Origin of the sequence: Streptomyces sp. NRRL S-118, from assembly GCF_000716335.1 — a bacterium.
GTDB lineage: Bacteria > Actinomycetota > Actinomycetes > Streptomycetales > Streptomycetaceae > Streptomyces.
The window spans coordinates 201,591-222,074 of the sequence record NZ_KL591010.1 but is presented as its reverse complement, the minus strand read 5'-3'; the positions used below and the strand labels follow the sequence as shown (position 1 = coordinate 222,074).

The following is a 20,484-nucleotide window of genomic DNA, read 5'->3' as shown; positions in this document are numbered from 1 at the left end:
TCGCGGTACCGCCGGGGCAGGCCCGGGGCGGTGCCGGGCCGTGCGGCACACTGACGGCATGCGGAAGATCCTTGTGGTCGACGACGACCCGACCGTCTCCGAAGTCGTCACCGGCTACCTGGAGCGGGCCGGCTTCGCCGTCGCCCGCGCGGCCGGTGGTCCGGAGGCGCTGCGCAGCGCGGCGGCGCAGCGGCCCGACCTGGTGGTCCTGGACCTCATGCTCCCCGGCATGGACGGCCTGGAGGTGTGCCGCGCCCTGCGCGAGCGGGGCCCGGTGCCGGTCATCATGCTCACGGCGCGCGGCGACGAGGAGGACCGCGTCCTTGGCCTCGAGGTGGGCGCGGACGACTACGTCACCAAGCCCTTCAGCCCGCGCGAGCTGGTCCTGCGCGTCGAGTCCGTCCTGCGCCGCAGCACCGCCCCGGTGCCCGCCGCGCCCTCCGGGATCGCGGGCATCGCCCTGGACCCGGCCGCCCGGCGGGCCACCAGGGACGGCCGCGACCTGTCACTGACCCAGCGCGAGTTCGACCTGCTCAGTCATTTCCTCCGGCACCCGGGCCGGGCGCTCGGCAGGGAGGCGCTGCTGCGCGAGGTGTGGGGCTGGGAGTTCGGCGACCTGTCGACCGTCACCGTCCACGTGCGGCGGCTGCGGGCGAAGATCGAGGACGACCCGGCCGACCCTCGGCTGATCCGGACGGTCTGGGGCGTGGGGTACCGCTTCGACGCGGGAGGCACGGATGCCTGACCGGGACCTGCTGCTCATCGCGGCGTACGCCTTCGCGGGGGCGTCCGCCGCCGGGATCCTCGGCGCCCTGGTGCTGCGCGCCCTGCGCCACACGTCGCTCGTGGTCTCGCTGACGGTCGTCGCGGCCGTCACGGTGACCGCGATGCTGGCGGGCACCCTCACCGTCTGCAAGGCGATGTACCTCCGGCCGCACGACTTCTCCGTCGTCACCACGGTCGTCGCCATGGCCGCGGTCGTCTCGCTCGCCACCGCCCTGGTGCTGGGCCGCTGGGTCGTCGCCCGCAGCCGCGAACTGGCGCTCGCCGCCCGTTCCTTCGGCGACGACGGCACCTTCGCCGCACCCGGCGGCGCGGCCACCGCCGAGCTGGCCCAGCTCAGCCGGGAGCTGGCCGCCACCAGCGCGAAACTGTCCGCCTCCCGGGAGCGCGAGGCCGCCCTGGAGGCGTCGCGGCGCGAGCTCGTCGCCTGGATGTCGCACGACCTGCGCACCCCGCTCGCCGGGCTGCGGGCCATGTCCGAGGCGCTGGAGGACGGCGTCGCCCCCGATCCGCCCCGCTACCTCCGGCAGATCCGCACGGAGGTCGACCGGCTCGACACCATGGTGGGCGACCTCTTCGACCTCTCCCGCATCCACGCGGGCACGCTCGCCCTGACCCCCGCCCGGATGTCCGCGTACGACCTGGTCGGCGAGGCGATCGCGGGCGCCGACCCGCTCGCCCGGGAACTCGGGGTGCGGCTCGTCGGCGAACGGGTCGACGCCGTGCCGGTCGAGGTGGACGGCCGCGAGATGACCCGGGTGCTGGCGAACCTGCTGGTCAACGCGATCCGGCGGACGCCGGCCGACGGCACGGTCGCGGTCGCCGCCGAGCGCCGCGCCGACCGGGTGGTCCTCTCGGTGACCGACGGCTGCGGCGGGATCCCCGAGGACGAGCTGCCGCGGGTCTTCGACACCGGCTGGCGCGGCAGCGCGGCGCGTACCCCGCCGGCCGGCGCCGGGCTGGGCCTGGCCATCGTGCGCGGCATCGTCGAGGCGCACGCGGGGCGGGCGGAGGTGCGCAACGTCCGGGGCGGCTGCCGCTTCGAGGTGGTGCTGCCGGCCGCGCCCGGCGCCTGAGCCCGGCGGCGTAAGACTTTCGTCACCGGCGCGGCAGCCCGTGCCGCGCGTGTCCGGCGTTGAATGGGATCACGGCCCGCGAACGGACATGAGGAGGCAGCGGTGAGCCGCGTACGACGCCTGATGAGCAGCCCGGTGGTGATCGGTGCCCTGGCCGTGGCGCTGGTGGCGCTGGGCTTCGGTCTCTACTGGTTCCAGCCGTGGAAGCTGTGGACGAACGCGACGGTCAGCGAGTCCGTGCCCCGGACGGTGGCCGTCACCCCGACCACGGGTCCCACGGACGGCCCCACGGCGCCCGCCGAGCCGGCCGCCCCGCGGACGGTCGCCACCGGCACCCTGATCAGCCATGAGCACAGCACCTCCGGCACCGTACGGGTGCTGGAACTCGACGACGGCTCGCGGGTCCTGCGGCTGGAGGGCCTGGAAACGAGCGACGGCCCCGACCTGAAGGTCTGGCTCTCCGACGCCCCCGTACGCGAGGGGAAGGCCGGCTGGCACGTCTTCGACGACGGCGCGTACGTCAGCCTGGGGGACCTCAAGGGCAACAAGGGCGACCAGAACTACCGGCTGCCCGACGGCATCGACCTGAACACCTACCGCAGCGTCAGCATCTGGTGCGACCGCTTCGACGTCTCCTTCGGCGCCGCCGCACTGAAGGAAGCATGATGTTACGGTAAAAAGCATCCTTTTTCGGTCGTATGTGCCGCACCGGAGGGCGAACCATGGGTACCCGCCGCACCCCGCTGCCCGGCGTCGGCACGCAGGACGACTTCACCACCGGGGCGGGCCGGCACCTCTACGCCGCCGTCCACCACGACGGCCGTCGCCTCCCCGGCCTCCACCGCGCCGACGCCCCCGACACCTGCCGGGCCCCGGCACCTCTCACCCCGGGGGAAGCCACCTCCCCAGCCCCTCCGGCCGGCCCCGCACCGCTCGACGCGATCCGCACCGACGGGCGGGACCCGGTCACCGAGCCCGCACCCGGCCGCCGCCGGTCCCCGCACGCGGGACGGCCGCCCGGTGACACCCTCGCCCCGTCCCGCACCGGCGCGTCCGGCGTCGCCGTGCTGCGCCGCACCGAGCTCCACCCCGGGCCAGGCCCCGGCTTCCGGCTCGCCGCAGGGGGCACCCTCGCCGCCCCGGGCACCCGCGACGGCGTGGACGTCCTCGCCGCGATCGTCGCCGGAGGATGACATGCACGACACCACCGCGCTCCTCATCGAACTCGGAGCGGTCATCCTCGGTCTCGGACTCATCGGCCGGTTCGCCGGCCGCGTCGGCCTCTCCCCGATACCCCTCTACCTCCTCGCCGGAGTCGCCTTCGGCCACGGCGGCCTCCTTCCGCTGAGGGCCAGCGAGGACTTCGTCGCCGTCGGCGCCCAGATCGGCGTCATCCTGCTCCTGCTGCTCCTCGGCCTCGAATACAGCGCCAGCGAGCTCGTCACCAGCCTCAGGACGCAATACCCGTCGGGCGCCGTCGACTTCGCCCTCAACGCCACCCCCGGGGCCGTGGCAGCCCTCCTCCTCGGCTGGGGACCTGTCGCCGCCGTCGCCCTCGCCGGCGTCACCTGGATCTCCTCCTCCGGGGTCGTCGCCAAGGTCCTCACCGACCTCGGCCGCCTCGGCAACCGGGAAACCCCCGTCATCCTCGGCGTCCTCGTCATCGAGGACCTGGCGATGGCGATCTACCTCCCGCTGCTCACCGCCCTGCTCGCCGGCGTCGGTCTCGCGGGCGGCAGCATCACCCTGCTCATCGCCCTCGGCACGGTCGGTCTCGTCCTGTACGCCGCCCTCCGCCACGGCCGGCTGATCAGCCGCGCGGTCTCCTCGGACGACCCCGAGATGCTGCTCCTCGTCGTCCTCGGCCTGACCGTGCTCGTCGCGGGCATCGCCCAGGAGCTCCAGGTCTCCGCGGCCGTCGGCGCGTTCCTCGTCGGCATCGCCCTGTCGGGCGAGGTCGCCGAGGGCGCCCGCAAGCTCCTCACACCGCTGCGCGACCTGTTCGCCGCGGTGTTCTTCGTCTTCTTCGGCCTGTCCACCGACCCGGCCGCCATCCCGCCGGTGCTGCTGCCCGCGCTGCTCCTCGCCCTCGCCACCGCCGCGACCAAAATCTTCACCGGCTGGTACGCCGCCCGCCGCGCCGGCATCGGCCCGCGCGGGCGCCTGCGGGCCGGCGGCGCGCTCGTGGCCCGCGGCGAGTTCTCCGTCGTCATCGCGGGCCTCGCGATCGCCACCGAACCCCGTATCGGCCCGCTCGCCACGGCGTACGTCCTGATGCTCGTCGTCCTCGGCACCCTCACCGCCCGCTGGACCGAGCCCGCCCTCGGCCGGGTACGCGCCCGCGCCTCCCGCCGGTCCAGGCCGCGGGCGGACCCGCAGGCCGGGCACGAGGAGATCACCGCTGAGGGCGTGCAGGTCAACGGACCGGCCGAAGCTCGATGAACACGGCGGTGTCGCCCAGCGCCACGGCGACGAACCGTCCCGCCGCGGTCAGCGAGCGAGCGGGCCGAGGCAGGACGATGGCCGTGCGGTGACCGCTCGACAGGTCCCGGACGACGACCGACCCGGGTCGCTCCGCGGTCACGGCGCAGGGCCGGCCGTCGACGACGGCCGTGGCGACGGCCGTGACGACGCCGTCGCCGCGGAAGAGCTTCCGGTGCGCACCGGTTTCCGCGTCCCAGCCGTACACGACCTCGGTGCCGTGCCCGTGCAGGACGACGGGCCGGCCGTGGAGGACCGCACCGGCCAGGGCGGTCACCGGGCCCGAGCAGACGCGCCGCGGCGCACCGGCGAAGTAGTACACGGCGAGGGACTCCTCCGAGCCCAGCACGGCGGCGGGACGACCGTGGACGGAGGTGCACACCAGTGAGGAGACGCGCCACGGCACGGGCGGCACCAGGGGACGCCCCGCGTTGCGGGCGACGTCGACCACGGTGACCGCTCCCTCGGTGGCGACCACGGCGCACGGGCGGCCGTCGATCACCGTGCACGACACCGCGCGCACGGGCGACCGGGGCGACTCGTACGCCCGGTACAGCGAACGCAGCGCGCCGGTGGTCAGGTCCGAGACCCGGACCGTCCCGTCCTCCCCGCCGGTGACCACGTGCGGGCGGCCGTCGACCGCGACGCAGTCCACGGCGCGCACCGGCCCCACATGCCCCGTCAGTTCGTGGTCGCGCGTGCCCCCCGGCAGCTGCCGCACCAGGACCGCTCCGTCGTCGGAGCCGACGAACAAGGTAGGCACCGGCGTCAGCGGCGTCGAGAAGACGCCCGCCACCCGCACGTCCCCCACACCCGCCGACAGCGGATGCCACGGCAGCGGCCGTGCGAAGGAACCGGTGAGCCGGCGGAAGTGGCGCCGGCTCGCCGCCTCGACGGCCAGGACCCCCCTGCGCTCGACGGGCCCCAGCGCGCCGAGCACGGGCGCCGCGGACTCGTACACCTCCGCCAGCCGGCGGCCGTGCTGCGTCGTGACGGCACCGAGCGCGTGCAGCAGCCGGCCCGGCTCCGCCCGGACGACGAACTCGGTGTCCTCCACCAGGGTGTCGATGACCCCGGCCGCCGCCGCGTGCGTCGCCAGGTGCGCCCGGACGTAGGCGGGCGCCGCCCGCCAGTCCCGCCGCCCGCCGCCGGGCGCGCGCGGGACGAGGTCCAGCAGCGCCTCGGTGATCAGGCCGTGCACCGAGGCCGGGTCGTCCCCCACCCGCAGGTGGTGCGCCACGGCGCGGCAGAGTTGGTACGTGCCCGGCGTGAACAGGTCGGCCGCCACCTCCAGCACCCAGCCGGTGTCCCGCCGCCCGCCGCCCCCCGCGAGGGCGTCCGCCAGCGCCGTCCACAGGCCCGACGGCAGGGGAGCCCCCGTGTGCGCGACGTAGGCGAGCGGCAGCAGCAGACGCTCCACCTCGGCGCGCTCGCTCCCGAAACGGCCGAGCCGCTCGTCCGCGGCGGCATCCGCCACCACGTCCCAGTAGTCCTCCGGCACACCGGGGGAGAGCCGCCCCTCCCTCACCGCGGCGGCCAGCGCACGGGCGATGGCGACCGATCCGCCCGCCCGGTCGACGACCGACGCGCTCATCGCGCCCGCGGACGGGGCCCCGTCCAGCAAGGCCCTGACGAAGGACTCGGGCGCCGCCCGGTACGCCTCCTCGTCGAGGTCGACGACCTCCACGTGCGGACCGAGGAGGGGCAGCGCCTCCGGGCGCATGGCCACGACGAGCCGGACGTGGGGGAGCGCGGCGACCGGCTGCACCAGGTCGTGGACGCGCTCGACCTCCCCGATCTCGTCCAGGTCGTCGATGAGCAGGGTGATGGGCTCCTTGCGGCTCACCATCTGGCGCAGCGACGGCGGGAACACGCTCGACGCCGGCAGGTGGTACGCCGAGGTGAACAACCGGGCCAGCCGGCGCAGCACCGCGCTCTTCCCCGATCCGGGAGCGCCGGTCACCACGCGGATGCGGCCGTCGTGGCGGTCACTCCGCAGCCAGGACGCCAGCGTGGCCAGCGCGGGCGTGTGCAGGGGGTTGGGGAAGGCGGGGGCCGGACCGCCGTGGCTCGCCCACCGGGCCCGTGGCGGCGCGGCGCCGTCCTCCCCGGCGAAGCCCTCGTACGCGCGGGCGATGCCGGCCAGCACCTCCGCCGTGTCCAGGAACGGCTGCCGTTCGTCGGCCGTCGTCTCCCCGAGCACCCGCGTCACGGCTTCGGCCAGGGCGGTCCCCCCGCCCGGCCCCGGGCACGTGGCAGCGGCCACCACGGACAGCCGGGTCCCGCCGGACGGCAGCGCGGGCTGCGGCAGCGGCACGTCCGGCGGCTCCGGCCCGGATCCCACGTCCAGCAGGAACACCGCATGCCCCAGGCCCCGGCCCGCCAGCACGTCGAGCAGCCGCTCCGGGGCCACTCCCGGGCCGGTCTGCGTGAGCAGCAGATACCGTCCGGCGGACGCGTCGGTGTGGCTGCCGTACACCACCACGACATCCGCCGGCCCGGGCCGCGCCTCCGCCGCCCATGCGTCGATCTCCCGCAGCACCTCCCCGGCGTCGGTGCGGAAGGCCAGGTGCGGCAGGACGTGGACGTAGCCCGAGTCGATGAGCACGCCGGCCATGTCGCCGACGCTGCGCACGCTCACCGTGCGGTGCCGCCCCACGGGCCGCTCCGCGCCGAGCGTGATCAGGAACAGCCGCCCCGCGGACTCCGGGGGTCCCTGCGGCCGCCCCTGCCGGCGCCGTACCAGATCCCGCACCTCCGCCCAGTGCCGGGCCGCCGCCGGCAGCGCGAGCGGGCCGGCCGGCGCGGGGACCGCCGCGGTGAACCGCGGGCCCGTGCCGGGCGCCCGCCCGTCGGCGTACGCCGAGACCGCCGCGATCACCTCGTCGGCCTCGTCCCGCCGGAGGGTGCTCAGCAGCCGCTCCCGGACGCCCGGGACGAACTCGTACGCCGCGTCCAGGCCGTCGCCACCGCCGGGCAGCCGGCGCAGCAGGCCGCCGAAGACGATCTCCGCGAGGTCGGACAGCGGGCTGTCCGGGAGCATCGTGGACTGCACCATCCGCATCACCGGCAGGTTCAGCGGCGCCGCCGCCAGGAAAGCCGCCAGCCGGAAGACCCGCGGCTGCGCCGTCGCGCGGAAGTCCTCGAAACCGGCCGCGCCCGGCGGCCGCGGGTCCACGGGCTCCGGCACCCCGGCGGCCGGCAGCAGCACCGCCGCGCCGTCGAAGCAGCCGGCCCCCGCCACCGCCGCCGCCCACGGACCCAGCCACTCGGGCGTCGCACCCAGAACCGGTACGGCGACGTCGCCCGGCTCCGGCGCCCGCGCCCCGAGGCCGTACGGGACGTGACCCAGCCGGGCGCCGGGCACGCCCCTGCGCGTGGCGCGGAAGCGGACCGGTACCGGGGGCAGCGCCGTGCGCTCCCAGAGGTGTTCGGGCAGCGGCTGGACGACCGCCGTGGGGCCCGCCGCCGCCCACGCCCGCAGCGCGGCGCGCAGCGCCGGCGACCGCCACTGCGGCGCCACCCCGTCCGTCAGCACCAGCGTGACGGTCCGTCCGGTCGGGTCCACGGCCGTGGCCGGGGCGCGCAGCGAGGAGGCGGCGGACAGGGCGGCCGGCGCCAGCCCGGGCCGCCCGTCGGCACCCGGTCGCAAGGCGTACGTCCGCACGTCACGGAACGCGCCCGTCCGCCGCAGCAGGTCGCCCAGCGCCCGGCCGAGCGGCGCCCAGAACGCCGCGCCCTCCCCGTACGCGTCCACGACCAGCGTGACGCCGAACCAGCGGTCCGCCGCAGGGGCCAGCACCGGCAGCCAGTGCCGTCGCTCCGCCGCCCGCTCCGCGGTGGCGTCCTCGTCGAGCACCGTGCGGGTCCTCGACGGAAAGCGCCGCTTCAACGGGCGCAGCGCCCGCGCCAGTTCACGCGAGCGCGGCAGCACGGCCGGTCCGGCGAACCGCACCGGTACGGCGGCCACCGGGGCGGCCGGCGAGGCCGCCTGCGCGTGCGGCAGGTACAGCCGCGTCCCCGGGTCCGCCGCCACCGGGACGTGGGCGCGGGGCACGGTGTCCCCGGCGGGTGGTTCCGGCAGCGGCCGTGCCGGGTCCGCCGCCGGCTCCCGGAGCCCTTCCGGCGCCCCGGCCGGGTCCGGTTCCCCGCAGCCGTGCCCCGCGCCGGGCGGAGCCGGCAGGTTCCGCGCCAGCCAGACCAGTTCGGCGACCTCCCGCGGGAGCGGTGGGGCGCCGTCCGTGTCCAGGGCGCCGAGCAGGGCGCCGAGCCGCTCGATCACCGCCGGTCACGCCCCGGCCGGCGGTACGGGCGGGGCCGGCACCGTCACATCGAGGTGCTGGAACACCAGCTCGGCCAGCCGGTCGAGCTCCGGGGCGCCCTCACCGCTCGTACGGCTCACCAGGTACACGGCGTTGAGGAGCTGGTCGGTGGCCAGTTCCCCGGCCGCCGCGTGCGCCAGGAACCGCCCGATGACCTCGTCGGCGTCGTCCGCCGCCGACGCCAGGTGGGCGCGCACGATGGCGCGCAGCCGCTGCTCGTCGCCGACGGCCGGCAGGTGCAGCCGCACACAGCGGCGCAGGAACGCGGGCGGGAACTCGCGCTCCCCGTTGCTGGTCAGGATCACGAACGGGAAGGTCCGGCACCGGACCGTGCCGCCGTGCACCGTCACCGGCTCCCCGTCGTCCGCCGGCCGCACCCGTACCACCGGCTGCGTGTCGGCCACCCGCGACAGCTCGGGGATCTCGAACATGCCCTCCTCGAACACGTCCAGGAGGTCGTTCGGCAGATCGATGTCGCTCTTGTCGATCTCGTCGATCAGCAGCACCCGCGGCAGCGCGTACGGTGCCAGCGCCGTGCCCAGCGGTCCCAGCCGGACGAACCTGCCGAGGTCCGCGACCGGCGCCGGGTCGCCCGTCTCGCGGGCCACCCCGGCCTCCTCCAGCCGGCCGAGCGAGTCGTACCGGTACAGCCCGTCGCGCAGTCCCGTCTTGCTGTTCACGGGCCAGCGCAGCACCGGGCCCAGCCGCAGTTCGCGCGCCACCGCGTGCGCCAGCGTCGACTTGCCGGTGCCCGGGTCCCCGGTGACCAGCAGCGGACGGCGCAGGTACAGCGCGGTGTTGACCGCGTCGACCGTCCGCTCGTCCGCCCGGTAGGCGGCGGCGTGCGGCAGCCGGCGCCCGGCGCCGGCCTCCGCGTCGCGGTCGAACGGCGTCGGCTCGGTGTCCCGGCCGAAGTCCCGCCACGGCGGCGGAGCGGGCAACCGGCCGATGCCGTCGTGCGGTTCGCTCACGCCTCGGTAGATCCGCCACTCGCTCATCATGTACGTCCTGTCGGTCCTTCCTCGGCCTCGGCCGGGGCCAAGGGCACTCGGGGGATCCGCCGCCGGGGGTCGTCCCAGAGCAGCACGATCCGCCCGCCGATGTGGTCGTCCTCCGCACCCGCCGCCGCAACCGCCTCGTTGCGCAGCGAGCACACCTTCTCCGGCAGTTCGTCCCGTGCCGTCCCGGCCAGCGCCTCCCGCGCCTCCGCGAGGAACCGGTCACCGGGGCAGGACTGCCGCCCCGGCACCCCGCACGGGCCGCCGTGCCCGCGCGCGCAGGCCGCCGCACCCCGCCGCCAGGTCATCATCGGGACACCGGAGGCGACGGCGACCCGGTACGCGTCCGAGACCGGCGCCGTCCTCGGCGAACCGGCCAGAGCCAGAGCGGCCAGCGTGGGATCCCCGTCGAACGACGCGCCCAGCGCCGCCTGGTTCTGCCCGTCCCGGCCGCACACGCACACCAGCGCCTCGCCGATGCTCTTGCCCTCCAGGTGCTCCCACCGGCGCTCCCACGCGGCGTGCAGCGCCGGCGCCTCGTGCCGCTCCAGCGGACGCACCACCACGTGCTGCTTGCGGCCCAGCGCGAACCACGGGTACTCCGGCCACAGCAGCCAGTCCGGGAAGCCCTCGTCCAGGGCCTCCTCCGGAAGGATCAGCTCGATCAGGCCCGGGCGGGCGACCCCGCCCATGATGTCGATCTGCTCCGGCAGCATCGCCGCCAGCCGCTCCAGGGCCGCCTCCAGGGGCAGGGCCTCCGACTCGGCCGCCACCGGCACGATGTCCGCGCGGGAGTGGTAGCGCCACACCGCCACGTGGTACCGCCGCCGGTCCCGCAAGGAGTGCCGCACCCGCCCGATGATCGACGGCCGCTCCGGGCCGGCCGGCCCGCCGGCCAGCCGTCGCTGCGCCTCGTCACCGAGACCGATCCGCCCGGCCACGATCAGCACCCGGTCCCGCAGCCGCTGCACGGCGTCGTGACCGCCCTGGTCCCGCGCCGCGAGATCGGCGGCGAAGGCCAGCTCGTAGGGCAGCCGGCCGTCCTCGGGCGGCATCTGGGCGGCCAGGTCCGTGAAGACGTCCCGGTGGTCCAGCAGCGGGTGGTCCTCCTGCGGTGCCGCCCCGGTCGCGGCCGCCGCGAGGAACGCGGCACGGTGCCCGCCCTCCGGGACGACCGGCAAGGAGGCGAGCAGCGCGAGGAGTTGGCGGTGCTCGTCGCCGCTGAGCGCCGCACCGCCGTCCGGGACCGGGCCGTGCGGGGCGCTGTAGGGATGGCCGTGACGGGGGCCGTACGGGGCGCACGGGTCGTACGCGCGGACGCGGTCGGCCGCCAGTGGCCAGCGGCCGTCCTCGCCGTGGAACCGGTCGTGCCCCCGCACCACGGCCCGGTACACCTCCGGGTCCAGCAGCCGCAGCGCGCTCACCGGTGTGGCGAGCCCGCCCATGTCGCTGCCCTTGAGACGGGTGGCCTTGACGACCCCGCACACACCGCCCGACGCGTGGCTGAGCACCGGCCCGCCGGACAGGCCCTCGTTCACCTCCGCCCCGGCCAGCTCCATCATCCGGCCGCCGTGCAGGAACGTGCTGCCGCCCCGGCGCAGTTCGGCCGTGCGCGGGGCGGGCACGCCCGGTTCGTACGTGTCCGAGAAGCCCGCCGCGGTCAGCGGCGTGCCCGCGGGGGGCAGCAGCCCGTCCAGCCAGACGCACGGATGGCCCGCCGGCGCGCCGGGCACCTCCACCACCGCCAGGTCCGGGTACGGCCACAGGCCCCGCCCGGGCCGGGCCGGCGGCGCGGAGGCCGCGCGCACGATCCCCTCGTACCGGGCGCCCCGCCACTCGACGGGCACCCGCGTGCCGGGCCGCGCCCCCGCGACATGCGCGCAGGACACCACGTGACCGGGCGCGACGAAGAACCCCGCGCCTCTGGTGACGCCTTCGACACGGACGCGGCAGCTCTCCAGCAACTCCTGGAGCAGCGCCATCGGGGTGGGCCGGTGCATGCGGGTCGATGCGGTCCCGCCCCTCAGTCCCGGCCCGCGGGGGAGGGCGGCGCGGACGGGGGCGCCGGCGGCTGGGGCGGGACCGCGGGCGGCCCCGGCAGGGCGGGCGGCGCGGCCACCGCGGCCGGACCGTTCCACTTCAGCGTCACCTTGAACGCCGCCTTGCCGCTTCCGCCGGCCACCGCCGCCACGACGCCGTCCTTGCCCGCCGCGAGCTCCAGCCCGAACTCGATGCTCACCTCGTCCGGACGGGCCGACGCCAGGGCGGCGCGCGCATTGTCCGCGACCGCCCGCAGCGATTGGTGGAACCCCTCCAGCCGCTCCACCAGCCGCTCGCCGATGCCGGAGTCGCTCGGCCCGTCCTCCTCGGCGACGGTGGCCCAGACGACCTGCCCGTCCGGCATCTCCAGTTGCACCGGCTGCGACATGAGTCCCCCTCAGTTCTCCCTGCCCGCTCCGCTCCCATGCTAGGAGCCGGTCGCGGTCGCCGTGGAGTGATCGCGGGGACCGGGGAAAAACATTGGCGCAGCGGGACGGCGGTCCCCTACGGTGAGGGAGTTCGTGCGGCAGGCGCACGGAGGACGACTCTGGGAGGTGTGACCGATGGCTGTCACTGCGCTGGGCGCTGCCCTGATCCGGAAGCACATCACTCCCACTCCCGTGGCCACCGGCTGACACCTCACCATCGACGCGCGCACCCATGACCGGGCGCGCGGCGCCGGGGCCACCCTCGCCTTCGAAGGGTTCCCCCCTTGTCCTCCTCGTCCTCCTCGTCCTTCTCCTCTTCCTTTTCCGCTCACCTCTCCACCGGCCTTCCCGCACCGCACGCCCTCGCCCCCTACGGCTGGGACGCGGCGTGGGAAGCGGAGTTCGCCCCGTACGCCGCCGAGGGCCTCGTCCCCGGGCGGGTGGCACGGGTCGACCGCGGCCAGTGCGACGTGATCACCGCGGACGGCCTCGTCCGCGCGGACACCGCGTTCGTGACGCCGCACGACCCGATGCGGGTCATCTGCACCGGCGACTGGGCCGCCGTCGAGACCGGCGGCAACCCCCGGTACGTCCGCGCCTACCTGCCGCGCCGCACCGCGCTCGTCCGCTCCACCTCCTCCAGCCGGTCCGAGGGCCAGATCCTCGCGGCCAACGTCGATCACGCCGTCATCGCGGTCTCGCTCGCCGTCGAGCTGGACCTCGGGCGGATCGAACGGTTCCTCGCCCTCGCCTGGGAGTGCGGCGCCCAGCCCCTCGTGGTGCTCACCAAGGCCGACCTGGTGCCCGACCCGGACGGCCTGTCCTACCTCGTGCGGGACGTCGAGACCGCGGCGCCGGGCGTGCAGGTCCTCCCCGTCAGCTCCGCCACCGGAGAGGGCGTCGACGTGCTCGCCGCCGTCGTGGCGGGCGGCACCAGCGTGCTGCTCGGCGTCTCCGGCGCGGGCAAGTCCACCCTCGCCAACGCGCTGCTCGGCGAGGACGTCATGGCGGTCCGGGCCACGCGTGACGTGGACGGCAAGGGCCGGCACACCACCACGACCCGGAACCTGCTGGCCCTCCCGGGCGGCGGCGTGCTCATCGACACCCCCGGGCTGCGGGGCGTCGGCATGTGGGACGCCGGCACCGGCGTCGGCCAGGTCTTCTCGGAGATCGAGGACCTGGCCGAGGGCTGCCGCTTCCACGACTGCGCGCACGCGTCGGAGCCCGGCTGCGCGGTCCTCGCCGCCGTCGAGGACGGCTCGCTGCCCGAACGCCGGCTGGCCAGCTACCGCAAGCTGCTCCGCGAGAACCAGCGGATCGTCGCCAAGACCGACGCCCGCCTGCGCGCCGAGATGCTCAAGGACTGGAAGCGCATGAGCGCCGAGGGCCGTGCGGCCCTGGAGGCCAAGCGGGGCCACCGGCGCTGACCCGCCCGCCCGGCCCGCTCCGGACCCGTCGGCAGACGCGGTGTCCGAAAACCGCCAGCGCGGGTCCGGGCGTGCCGGTGACACTGGGGGCGTGACGGACGAGGACAGCAGGTACGAGGCGGTGGCCAGCCGCGACGCGCGCTTCGACGGCGTGTTCTTCTTCGCCGTGGCCACCACCGGCATCTACTGCCGGCCCAGCTGCCCGGCCGTCACGCCCAAGCGGCAGAACGTCACGTTCTTCCCCACCGCGGCCGCCGCCCAGCGGCACGGCTTCCGGGCCTGCCGGCGGTGCCGGCCCGACGCCGTGCCCGGGTCCGCCGCCTGGAACGTCCGCGCCGACGTCGTCGGCCGTGCCATGCGCATGATCGGCGACGGGGTGGTGGACCGCGAGGGCGTGCCCGGGCTCGCGGGGCGGCTCGGCTACAGCGCCCGGCAGGTGCAGCGCCAGCTCAACGCCGAGCTGGGCGCCGGACCCGTCGCGCTCGCCCGCGCGCAGCGGGCGCACACCGCCCGTGTGCTGCTCCAGACCACCGGGCTGCCCGTCACCGAGATCGCGTTCGCGTCGGGTTTCGCCAGCGTGCGGCAGTTCAACGACACCATCCGGCAGATCTACGCCCGGACGCCGAGCGGGCTGCGCGCCGAGTCGCGCGGCCGTGCGGCGCGGGGAACCGGCGGAATCCCGCTGCGGCTAGCCCACCGGGGGCCGTACGCCGCGCGCGAGGTGTTCGACCTGCTCGCGGCCGAAGCGGTCGACCGGATCGAGGAGGTCGTCGGCGCCCCCGGCGCGCGCACCTACCGGCGCACGCTGCGGCTGCCCCACGGCTCCGCGGTCGCCGCCGTCGGCGAGCGGTCGTCCGGCCCGTGGCTGGAGGCCCGGATCCACCTCACCGACCTGCGCGACCTCACCACCGCCGTGCAGCGGCTGCGCCGGCTGTTCGACCTGGACGCCGACCCGTACGCGGTCGCCGAGCGCCTGGGCGCCGACCCCGGACTCGCCCCGCTCGTGGCGGCCCGCCCGGGGCTGCGCTCGCCGGGTGCCGCCGAACCGGAGGAATACGCGGTACGGACGCTCGTCGGACCGGCGGAGGCGCGGCGGCTGGTCGCCCTGTACGGAACGGGGCTGCCAGCCCCGTGCGGCGGCCTCACACACCTGTTCCCCCGGCCGCGGGACCTGCTGGGCCACCCCGTGGCGGGGTCGCTCGCCGCGGCCCTGGCCGACGGGAGCGTGCGCCTCGACCCGGGCGCCGACCGCGACGGGACCGAGCGGGCGCTGCGCGCACTGCCCGGGGTCACCGCCCGGGACGCCGCCCTGATCCGGATGCGGGCCCTCGGGGACCCGGACGTGGCCCCCGACGAGCGCGCCGACCGCCCCGAATGGCGCCCCTGGCGTTCGTACGCGGACCGCTACCTGGGCATGGCCTGAGGCGTTCGGGGACGCCTGCGGCTCCCGCCACCGGGCCCCGCCGCCCCGCGCGCCGGCCCTCAGGCACCGAAGACGACGCCCAGCCACGCCGCCGCGATCACCAGACAGGCGAACAGCTCCACGAGCACGCTCGTGCCGATCGCCCGCATGACCGTCCTGGTCGACGTCATGGCCGGCCCGTGGCCCCCGAGCCGGAGCCGCTCCGACAGGTAGATCCCTCCCACGTAACCGGGCACGGCGCCGACCACCGGCACCAGGATGAACCCGAGCAGCGCGCCCACCCCCGCGTACACCACCATCCGCCGGGTGACGCCCACTCCGCGCAGCCGGCGCGGGGGCAGGTGCCAGACGACACCCTGGGTCACCAGGAGCAGGACCGTCGAGCCGACCAGCAGCCACCACGCGAGGGCGGAGGTGTCCTGCAGCGCCCACCAGGCCACCGCGGCCCACATCAGCCACGACCCGGGCACCCCGGGGATCAGCACGCCGAGCAGGCCGAGCAGCATCACCAGCCCGACCATCAGCAGCTGCCACACACCCACGCGTCCAGCGTGCAGGACCGGCCCCCTTCCCGCAGGTCGGGCCGTCCGCCCGCCCACGAGGGCCGGCGGCCCCTACGTGCGGGACACCCAGCCGCGTTCGTAGGCGTGCCAGCCCAGTTGCAGGCGGGTGGTCACGCCCGCCGTCTCCATCAGGCCCTTGACCCGGCGTTGGACCGTCCGCAGACCCAGGTCGAGCTGCTTGGCGACGCTCGCGTCCGTCAGCCCGGCCAGGAGCAGCGAGAGGATCTCCAGGTCCGTGGCGTCCGGGCCGGCGGCCGGCCCCTGCGCCACCCGGCCGCCCGCTCCCAGCCGCAGCGGCACCGCCTCCCGCCACACCGCGTCGAAGAGCCCCGTCAGCGCCTCCAGCAGCCCGCTCGCGTGCGCCACCAGCGCGGCGGGTTCCGCGCCCCGGCCGCCCACCAGCGCCACCATCGCCAGCGTCCCGTCCGCGACCAGCAGTTTCGTGGGGACCCGGTCCACCACCCGGACCTGCTCGCCCCGGCCGAGCGCCGCCGTCAGCTCGGTGATCCCTTCCGGCTGCTCCAGCACCTCCCGCTCCACCACCACGCGGTACGCCACCCCCCGTCCGGCGGCGCGCTCCTCCGCGTCGTTCTGCGGACCGGTCACCGCCACCGGCCGCCCCGTCACGAGCGCGCACACCTCTCGTGCCGCGCCCAGCTGGAGCTGCCGGAACCGGTGCGCCACCGCGCTCGCACCCGTCACCGCCTCGACCAGGTCGTGGACCGCGGGCTCCGCCGCCTCCGCCCGGTACTGCTGCGCCAGCGCCGCCGCCGCCAGCTCCGCCTGCTCCAGCTCGTGCCGCTGCTGCGTCAGCAGCGCGCCCAGCGCGACCGCGGGCGGCGCAGCCACCCACCGTCCCGCGCGCGACGACGACCGGGCGGCCAGCCCCTGCGACTCCAGCCGCCGCAGCGCCCGTTCGGTGTCCGCCTCCGGCACCTCCAGCCGGTGGGCGAGGTCCGCCACGTCGGCCGCGCCCAGGGCGACCAGCGCCCGGTAAGCCGCCTCCTGCCGTTCGTCCAGCCCTATCGCCGCCAGCACCCCTGAAGCCCCCTCGTCGCCGCAGCCGTGGCGGGAACCGGCCACGGCGTACATCCGCCGCGCTCATCATCCCCGTACCGCCCGTCACTCTGCCAAGGTGTCGCCACCGCAGCACCACAGCGAAGCCGCGCCCATGCCGTGGCGGAACCGTCCACCCCGAGGTCCGCCCGTCCACCGGCGGGCCGACGGCCGGCCCCGGCGCCGGCAACCGCGCGGACCACCCGCCCGGCGCCCTCACCTCGGCAACTCTCCTTCCCCGGACCGTGATCCGCGCGTACGCGTGCGTCGATCACGCCGGTCCGCCGGGCGGCCTTCCCGTGGGGGGTGGGGCCGCCCGGCGGACCCCCTCTTTTGCGGATGCCCGTTTTCGCGCACCCCCCGCGGTGGACAATGAAGGGCATGAGCCCACAGGGGGAGACGCCCACCACCGGCGAGGACGACTGGTGGGACAGGCTGTACGACGACAGGGCACCGGACACGGCCCCGACCGCGAGCGGCGACACCCTGGACGACCGCTTCGACTCGGCGTCCGGCACGGTGTCCGACGGGCCGGCGGCCGGAGGACCGGCCGATGATGCGGCGACCGGTACGACGCCCGACGCGGTGTCAGGCCGCGCGCCCGGTGGGGCGGTGGCCGGCGCGCGGGACACGGCGTGGGGGAGCACCCAGCGGGACCGCGCGCCCTGGCAGCCCCCGGCCGGCTCCCCGGGCCCCCGGACCTTCCCCGCACCGCCGCCGCCGTCCCGCGCCCCGGCCACCACGCCCGCCCCGCGGCCACGTCCGGCCGTGCCGCCCCCGCCCGCCACGCCGCCCGGGGCGACGGCCGGTGTCGCCGCCTCCCCTGACGCCACGTCACCCGGGGTCCCGCGCCCGCGCGCCGCGTACGTCGGGGACGGACCGCCCACCTACGACCCCGAGCCCACCGCCCTGCCGCCCGCCCGCGCCGGGAAACTGGGCGAACTCGTCGCCGACACCGTTCTCGACGGCGCCCGGTACGGGACGTACACCCTGCGCGCCGCGTCGGTCCGGGGCGACTCCGCCCGCTACCGGGGCGAGCCGCGCCGGGACGCGCTGCTCACCGCGCGGTTCGGCGGTGGCGACACCGCGCTCGTGCTCGTCGCCGTCGCGACCGGTGCCCGTACGGCCGAGGAGGCGCACCTTGCCGCCGCCGACGCCTGCCGCTGGATCGGCGACGCCGTCGGCCGCAGCCACGCCCGCCTCTCGGAGGACATCCGCGCCGGCCGCCGCGGGCACCTCAAGTCGGGACTGCACCGCCTCACCGACCGGGCCTACGGCAAGCTGCGGGCCCGCGCCGCCGAACGCGGCGTCACCCCGGAGGAGTACGGCGCCGGCCTGCGCTGCCTGTTGCTGACCGCCGACCCGGCCTGCCGCACCCGCGTGTTCTTCGGTGTCGGCGCCGGCGGCCTGTTCCGGCTGCGGGACGGCGCCTGGCAGGACATCGAGCCGCCGCCGCCCGAGCCGGCCGCCGTCTCCGGCGAGGCCGTCGTCGGCTACGGCTCACCCCCGGCGGAGACGGTCGAGGGCGACCGGCTCACCATGGACCTGGGCGTCACCACTCCCGCGGCACCGTACATCGAACCCCCCGTACCGCCGCCCGCCGAGCCGTTCCGCTTCCGCGCCTCCGTGGCCCGCCCCGGTGACACGCTCCTGCTCACCGGCCCCGGGCTCGCCGAGCCGCTGCGCGGCGAGCCCGTGCTCGCGAAGGAGCTCGCCGGGCGCTGGGCGGGCGGCGAGCCGCCGGGGCTCGCGCAGTTCCTCGCCGACATCCAGGTCAGGGTGAAGGGGTACGCCGACGACCGTACGGCGGTCGCCGTCTGGGAGGAGTGAGGAGGCGCGAACCCGCCGGCCGTGAGATGGATGGAGCATGGCCAAACAGAACGTCGCGGAACAGTTCGTCGACATCCTCGTCCGCGCCGGCGTCCAGCGCCTGTACGGCGTCGTCGGCGACAGCCTGAACCCGGTCGTCGACGCCGTTCGCCGCACCCCTGGCATCGACTGGGTGCAGGTGCGGCACGAGGAGGCCGCGGCGTTCGCGGCCGGTGCCGAGGCGCAGCTCACCGGCCGGCTCGCCGCCTGCGCCGGTTCCTGCGGCCCCGGGAACCTGCACCTCATCAACGGCCTGTACGACGCGCACCGCTCCATGGCCCCGGTCCTCGCGCTCGCCTCGCAGATCCCCTCCAGCGAGATCGGCCTGGGCTACTTCCAGGAGACGCACCCCGACCGGCTGTTCCGCGAGTGCAGCCACTACTGCGAGCTGATCTCCAACCCGGCCCAGATGCCCCGGGTCCTCCAGACGGCCGTCCAGCACGCCGTCGGCCGCGGCGGCGTCAGCGTCGTCGCCCTTCCCGGCGACCTCGCCTCGCAGCCCGCCCCCGACAAGCCGACCGAGCACGCGCTGGTCACCGCCCGGCCCACCGTCCGCCCCGGTGACGCCGAGATCGACGCCCTCGTGCGGCTCATCGACGACGCCGACAAGGTGACCCTGTTCTGCGGCAGCGGCACCAAGGGCGCACACCCCGAGGTCATGCAGTTCGCCGAGCGCATCAAGGCGCCCATCGGGCACGCGCTGCGCGGCAAGGAGTGGATCCAGTACGACAATCCGTACGACGTCGGCATGAGCGGGCTCCTGGGGTACGGCGCCGCCTACGAGGCCACCCACGAGTGCGACCTGCTCCTCCTGCTCGGCACGGACTTCCCGTACAACGCCTTCCTGCCCGACGGAGGCAAGGTCAGGATCGCCCAGGTCGACGTCCGGCCCGAGCACCTCGGCCGCCGCTCGCAGCTGGACCTCGCCGTCTGGGGCGACGTGCGCGAAACGCTGCGCTGCCTCGTCCCGCGCGTGCGCCCCAAGAAGAGCCGGGCGTTCCTCGACAAGATGCTGAAGAAGCACGCGGACGCCCTGGAAGGGGTGGTGAAGGCGTACACCCGGAAGGTGGAGAAGCACACCCCCCTCCATCCTGAGTACGTCGCCGCCGTTCTCGACGAGCTCGCCGACGACGACGCCGTCTTCACCGTCGACACGGGCATGTGCAACGTGTGGGCCGCCCGCTACCTCACGCCCAACGGGCGGCGCCGGATCATCGGGTCGTTCAGCCACGGTTCCATGGCCAACGCCCTGCCCCAGGCCATCGGCGCCCAGCTCATCGACCGCGGGCGCCAGGTCGTCTCCATGTCGGGCGACGGCGGGTTCACCATGCTGATGGGCGACTTCCTCACCCTGATCCAGCACGACCTGCCGGTGAAGGTGGTCCTGTTCAACAACTCCTCCCTCGGCATGGTCGAACTGGAGATGCTGGTCGCCGGTCTGCCCTCCTACGGCACCCACAACCACAACCCCGACTTCGCGGCCATCGCCCGGGCCGCCGGCGCGTACGGCGTGCGCGTGGAGAAGCCCAAGCACCTGGCGGGCGCGCTCAAGGAGGCGTTCGCGCACCAGGGGCCGGCACTCGTCGACGTGGTCACCGACCCCAACGCGCTGTCCATCCCGCCGAAGATCAAGGCGGAGATGGTGACGGGGTTCGCCCTCTCGGCCAGCAAGATCGTGCTGGACGGGGGAGTGGGCCGGATGCTCCAGATGGCCCGCTCCAACCTCCGCAACATCCCCCGCCCCTGATCGTCCGGCGGACACGCGCGCGCCGCGGCGACCGGAACCGGCTCACCGGGCGCATGGCAGGCGCTCGGCGGAGCGGCGCGCGCTCCGCGTACCGCGCGGGGCGGATGAACTGGTCCAGCGCCCGTCCGGGGCGGTCCTCCACCGGGTGCCGTCGCCGTGCACCGCGGTCCCCTGGCACCCGGTGCCCCCCGCACGCTGAGGGACTACTACGGTGCGCCCCCCTGACCGCCCCCCTGACGGGGCGTCGGAAGGCGTGACCGCAGGAGGGCGG

Annotated in this window: 15 protein-coding genes; 9 read left to right on the top strand and 6 right to left on the bottom strand. The window is 76.0% G+C overall.

The genetic code is table 11. The annotated features are described in order from the left end of the window. The first annotated feature begins 58 nt into the window (after positions 1-58). The 5 genes from IH00_RS0119295 (at position 59) to IH00_RS0119275 (ending at position 4,301) form a co-directional block, all read left to right on the top strand. Positions 59-745 carry a response regulator transcription factor gene (locus IH00_RS0119295; RefSeq protein WP_039947218.1) on the top strand — a complete coding sequence of 229 codons (687 nt, stop codon included), beginning with the start codon at positions 59-61 and terminating at the stop codon, positions 743-745. Next, complete coding sequence (locus tag IH00_RS0119290; protein WP_031075230.1) at positions 738-1,859, top strand: sensor histidine kinase; 1,122 nt, start codon at positions 738-740, stop codon at positions 1,857-1,859. The genes IH00_RS0119295 and IH00_RS0119290 overlap by 8 nt, the downstream gene beginning before the upstream one ends. Positions 1,860-1,982: 123 nt before the next feature. Beyond that, positions 1,983-2,525 carry a DM13 domain-containing protein gene (locus tag IH00_RS0119285; RefSeq protein ID WP_031075228.1) on the top strand — a complete coding sequence of 181 codons (543 nt, stop codon included), beginning with the start codon at positions 1,983-1,985 and terminating at the stop codon, positions 2,523-2,525. A gap of 56 nt (positions 2,526-2,581) precedes the next feature. Continuing rightward, positions 2,582-3,052 carry a cation:proton antiporter regulatory subunit gene (locus tag IH00_RS0119280; protein ID WP_031075227.1) on the top strand — a complete coding sequence of 157 codons (471 nt, stop codon included), beginning with the start codon at positions 2,582-2,584 and terminating at the stop codon, positions 3,050-3,052. Between the two features lies 1 nt (position 3,053). Next, positions 3,054-4,301, top strand: coding sequence for a cation:proton antiporter (locus IH00_RS0119275; protein WP_052411497.1), 1,248 nt, complete (start codon positions 3,054-3,056; stop codon positions 4,299-4,301). Here IH00_RS0119275 and IH00_RS38980 read toward each other — a convergent pair. The 4 genes from IH00_RS38980 to IH00_RS42795 are packed head-to-tail and all read right to left on the bottom strand — an operon-like array spanning position 4,276 to position 12,088. After that, entirely contained in the window at positions 4,276-8,622 is a 4,347-nt protein-coding gene (locus IH00_RS38980) for an SAV_2336 N-terminal domain-related protein (protein WP_052411496.1), read from the bottom strand. The genes IH00_RS0119275 and IH00_RS38980 overlap by 26 nt on opposite strands. A gap of 6 nt (positions 8,623-8,628) precedes the next feature. Continuing rightward, positions 8,629-9,660: an AAA family ATPase gene (locus IH00_RS0119265; RefSeq protein ID WP_052411495.1), complete on the bottom strand. Its 1,032-nt coding sequence runs from the start codon at positions 9,658-9,660 to the stop codon at positions 8,629-8,631. Then, positions 9,660-11,660 carry a VMAP-C domain-containing protein gene (locus tag IH00_RS41985; RefSeq protein ID WP_031075222.1) on the bottom strand — a complete coding sequence of 667 codons (2,001 nt, stop codon included), beginning with the start codon at positions 11,658-11,660 and terminating at the stop codon, positions 9,660-9,662. Before IH00_RS41985 ends, IH00_RS0119265 begins: the two co-directional genes overlap by 1 nt. 23 nt (positions 11,661-11,683) lie before the next feature. Next, positions 11,684-12,088 (bottom strand): CU044_2847 family protein, encoded by a 405-nt coding sequence (locus tag IH00_RS42795; protein WP_039947191.1) that lies wholly within the window; start codon positions 12,086-12,088, stop codon positions 11,684-11,686. A gap of 324 nt (positions 12,089-12,412) precedes the next feature. Here IH00_RS42795 and rsgA point away from each other — a divergent pair, with 324 nt between their 5' ends. Beyond that, the gene (rsgA, locus tag IH00_RS0119250; protein ID WP_031075220.1) at positions 12,413-13,555 is read left to right on the top strand and encodes a ribosome small subunit-dependent GTPase A; all 1,143 of its coding nucleotides are present in this window, start codon (positions 12,413-12,415) and stop codon (positions 13,553-13,555) included. A 91-nt stretch (positions 13,556-13,646) separates the two neighbouring features. After that, positions 13,647-14,978: a bifunctional transcriptional activator/DNA repair enzyme AdaA gene (locus IH00_RS0119245; protein ID WP_031075218.1), complete on the top strand. Its 1,332-nt coding sequence runs from the start codon at positions 13,647-13,649 to the stop codon at positions 14,976-14,978. 59 nt (positions 14,979-15,037) lie between these two features. On the opposite strand, the gene IH00_RS0119240 is transcribed toward IH00_RS0119245, so the two are convergent. Both IH00_RS0119240 and IH00_RS0119235 read right to left on the bottom strand, forming a co-directional pair. Continuing rightward, positions 15,038-15,520: a DUF456 domain-containing protein gene (locus tag IH00_RS0119240; protein ID WP_031075217.1), complete on the bottom strand. Its 483-nt coding sequence runs from the start codon at positions 15,518-15,520 to the stop codon at positions 15,038-15,040. Positions 15,521-15,592: 72 nt separating this feature from the next. Continuing rightward, a complete protein-coding gene (locus tag IH00_RS0119235) occupies positions 15,593-16,579 on the bottom strand; it encodes a helix-turn-helix domain-containing protein (protein WP_031075215.1) in 987 nt (328 codons plus the stop codon). A gap of 399 nt (positions 16,580-16,978) precedes the next feature. Here IH00_RS0119235 and IH00_RS0119230 point away from each other — a divergent pair, with 399 nt between their 5' ends. After that, positions 16,979-18,427, top strand: coding sequence for a protein phosphatase 2C domain-containing protein (locus IH00_RS0119230; protein ID WP_031075212.1), 1,449 nt, complete (start codon positions 16,979-16,981; stop codon positions 18,425-18,427). A 37-nt stretch (positions 18,428-18,464) separates the two neighbouring features. Beyond that, positions 18,465-20,213: a pyruvate dehydrogenase gene (locus tag IH00_RS0119225; RefSeq protein ID WP_031075210.1), complete on the top strand. Its 1,749-nt coding sequence runs from the start codon at positions 18,465-18,467 to the stop codon at positions 20,211-20,213. The last annotated feature ends 271 nt before the right edge of the window (positions 20,214-20,484 follow it).